Origin of the sequence: Mesorhizobium sp. M1A.T.Ca.IN.004.03.1.1, from assembly GCF_003997555.1 — a bacterium.
GTDB lineage: Bacteria > Pseudomonadota > Alphaproteobacteria > Rhizobiales > Rhizobiaceae > Mesorhizobium.
Window position 1 is genome coordinate 1 of record NZ_RZTV01000286.1, and the last position, 274, is coordinate 274.

The 274-nt window shown below is 57.7% G+C and carries 1 pseudogene; it reads left to right on the forward strand.

Annotated features, from left to right (window positions below):
• Window positions 1-96: 96 nt before the first annotated feature.
• Window positions 97-274, forward strand: a pseudogene (locus tag EOD29_RS36615) (GlxA family transcriptional regulator); the annotation flags it as partial.

A 274-nucleotide genomic window follows, 5' to 3' on the forward strand; every position in this document is an offset into this window, starting at 1 on the left:
TGAGCAAGGCCAACTTTTACTCCGGTGTCGAGCACACGATTGACTGGCGCGGACAGATTCTTGCTGATTCCTGCCACAGCTACTATGCTCGGGGGCATGTCTGGCCTTCAAGACAGCGCCTCGTTGCGATCGATCGGCTTCATCCTCACACCGGATTATGGGCTGATGTCGTTGGCCTCAGCGGTCGAGCCCCTGCGCGCGGCTAATCAGTTGGCAGGCAGAAAGCTCTATCACTGCAGCTTCTATTCGGTGACGGGTGGCTTCATGGCCTCCA